This is a genomic window from Modestobacter sp. DSM 44400, from assembly GCF_900107175.1.
Taxonomy (GTDB): Bacteria; Actinomycetota; Actinomycetes; order Mycobacteriales; family Geodermatophilaceae; genus Modestobacter.
Map to the genome: position 1 here is coordinate 1 of NZ_FNOZ01000123.1, position 3,386 is coordinate 3,386.

Below are 3,386 nucleotides of genomic sequence, written 5' to 3' on the forward strand. Positions count from 1 at the left end.
CCGCCACCGAAGTTCTACGGAACTCGGGACAACCTCACTCCCACAACTCGTCCGGGATCCCGTCGGTACGCAACATTCGTCCAGCGTCGCCCACCAACCCGCCAATCTTTGGCAGACACGCTCTAGTCGCCTCTGCCTCTGCCTCTGCCTCTGCCTCTGCCTCTGACACTGCCTCTGACACTCGTCTCGGCGACGGGCGCTCGTCCGCGGTGCCACCGCTTCGTCACCCCGGCCCGACCTTGCACCCTCGGGCGCCCGTTTCCGGCGCGCAGTCGAGCCCAAGCAGGGACTTCAGGCAGCTGACCTGCGGGGTGACGTGGCGTTGAACGTTCCTCGGCGACCCTCGGCGCAGCGACGGGCCCAATCGAGGGACCTCCTCTCTGCGGCGGCCGGCGCACCCGAGGCTGGGGAGGTGGGCGGCGGTGATGTCGTTGCACAAGCTCTCGGCCGGTTCGGGTTACACGTACCTGACCCGACAGGTGGCCGCCGGCGATGTCACCGCCCGCGGCCGCGGCTCGCTGGGCGCCTACTACGAACAGCGCGGGGAGTCCCCCGGCGTCTGGCTCGGCGGCGGGCTGGCGTACCTCGAGGGTGGCCCGCGCGCGGGCGACTCGGTGTCCGAGGCGCAGATGCTGGCGCTGTTCGGCCACGGTCACCACCCCAACGCCGTCACCATCACCTCCGACGGTCAGACCGGCGACGGCCCGGGAGCAGTGCTGCTGGGGACGCCATTCGTCACGACGGGGCCGCGGGTGTCGGTGGCCGGCTATGACCTGACCTTCTCCCCGGTGAAGAGCGTCTCGGCGCTGTGGGCGCTGGCCGACCCGGATGTCGCTGCTCAGGTCGAGGCCGCCCACACCGCCGCCGTCACCGACACCATCGGCTGGCTGGAACGCACCGCCGTCTACACCCGGCTGGGCACCGGCGGGCTGCGGCAGGTCGACGTCACCGGCCTGCTGGCGGTGGCGTTCACCCACCGCGATTCCCGCAACGGCGAGCCGGATCTGCACGCCCACGTCGCGATCTCCAACAAGGTCCGCACCCTGGATGGTCGGTGGCGGGCGTTGGACGGCCGGGCGCTGCACGCCGCGGCCGTGGCGGCGTCCGAGCGGTACAACACCCGACTCGAGGCCCAGCTGGTTCATCGGCTGGGTGTCACCTTCACCGACCGGGCTCCCCGCCCGGGGCTGCGCCCGGTACGGGAGCTGGCCGGGATCCCGGCCGAGCTGATTGCGGCGTGGTCGTCCCGGCGGGCGCAGATCACCACCAGCCAGGCCGAGTTGCTGGCCCGGTTCCGGGCCACCTACGGGCGGGAGCCCACCACCGCCGAGGGCCATGCGCTGGCGCAGCAGGCCACCCTGGCCACCCGCCAGGCGAAGCACGGCCCGCGCAGTGAGGCCGAGCAACGCCGAACCTGGCGCGCCCAGGCCGACCAGGTGCTCGGTACCGACGCCGCGGGCAAGGTCCTCGACCGGGTCGTACACCAGCGACCTGCCGCGTCCAGCCTGGATCCGGGATGGACAACCCACGCCGCCACGACCGCCGTGGGGACCGTCTCGGTCCAGCGGGCCGTGTTCACCAGTCACCATCTGCGGGCCGAGCTGGAACGCCTGGCCCGCACTAACCGGATCCCGCTGCACGCCCTGGACACCGCGATCGAGGAGGCGCTCACGGTTGCACTGTCGGGAGACCTGTCACTGCGCCTGGACCGCGAAACGGGGCAGGACCGTCTGCCGGCGGCCGAGATGGATGTCGTGGAGCCGGCGGGGCTGCGCCGCAGGAACGGCGCCAGCGTCTACGACACCGCGCACACCCAGCTGTTCACGACGCCGGCGCTGCTGAACGCCGAACGGCGGATCCTCGCCGCCGGCGAGCGCACGGACGGGCGTCGCGTGCCGGCCGGGCTGATCGAGCTGGCGCTACTGGAGGCGCGCGTGGCCGGCCGGACGCTGAACGCCGGGCAGCAGGCGATGGTGCGGGAACTGGCCGGCTCCGGACGGCGGGTGCAGGTCGCCATCGCCCCAGCCGGCACCGGCAAGACCACGACCCTGGGGATCCTGGCGACCGCGTGGACCGACGCCGGCGGCACCATTCTCGGTGCGGCGCCCTCCGCGGTCGCCGCCAGCGAACTCCGCAAGGCCACCGGGCACCCAGCCGTCACCCTCGCCGCCGCCGTTCGGGCGATCGCCGCCAGCCGGAACGGTCCTGGCGAGGCGCCGTGGATCGGCGGCGTGCCGCTGGGCCGGGACGTGCTGGTGCTGGTCGATGAGGCCGGGATGGCCGCCACCACCGACCTCGCCGCGCTGATCGACGCGGTCACCGCGGCCGGTGGGTCGGTGCGGCTGGTCGGGGACACCGACCAACTGTCCTCCCCGACCGCCGGCGGCGTGCTGCACGACCTGGTCCGCGCCCACGGGGGCGTGCAGCTGGACACCCCGGTCCGGTTCACCGATCCCGGCGAGGCCCGAGCGACGCTGGCCATCCGAGCTGGGGACCCCGACGGCTTGGCCTTCTACGCCAGACGCGGGCGCATCCACACGCGCGCCAACAGCCTGGGGACGGGACAAGAGGGTCCCGACGCTTCCAGCGACGCTGTGGATTCCGCATTGGCTGGGTGGGCAGCTGACCGCGCCGCCGGCCGGGACAGCCTGCTGCTGGCCGGCAGCAACACCCTCGTCACTGAGCTCAACGCCCGCGCCCGCGCCGCCCGACTGGCCGGCACCCCAGACACCGGGCAGCCGAAGGTCGGGCTGCGGGATGGCACCGCCGCGTCGATCGGGGACGTCGTCCTGGCCCGGCACAACCAGCGCGACCTGGTCATCACCGCCACCGAGTGGGTGAAGAACGGTGACCGGTTCACCGTCACCGCCCTCACCGGCGACGGCGGGCTACGCGTCCGGCACGCACCCACCCGCCGGCAACTCACCCTCCCCGCCACCTACGTCAACGAACATGTGCAGCTGGGCTACGCCGCCACCATCCACCTCGCCCAGGGCGCCACCGCCGACACCACCCACACCCTGGTGACCGGCACCGAGACCCGCGAACAGCTCTACGTCGCACTGTCCCGCGGCCGATCCGCCAACCACCTGCACCTGACCCCCAGCCCGATCGACGACGACGACGCGGCCCATCCCGCCCTCAACCCCGCCCGCCCGAACAGCGACACGTCAGCGGACAGGCCGGAGCTGCTGCGCACAGTGCTGGCCCGCACCGACCAACAAGCCTCCGCCACCAGCACCCTCACCGATACCACCGACCCCGGCCGGCAACTGCACGTCGCCGTCGAGCGCTACCTCGACGCTCACGCCCTCGCGGAAGGTCACGACCCGCGCCCCGGTGGCCCAACAGAGGTTGTCCCGAGTTCCGTAGAACTTCGGTGGCGG

General features: G+C 72.9%; 1 protein-coding gene. It reads left to right on the top strand.

Annotation, left to right across the window (positions count from 1 at the left end; translation table 11 throughout):
* Positions 1 to 425 precede the first annotated feature (425 nt).
* The coding region (gene mobF, locus BLW04_RS25025; protein ID WP_175484300.1) for a MobF family relaxase at positions 426 to 3,386 on the top strand (2,961 nt) is incomplete at its 3' end.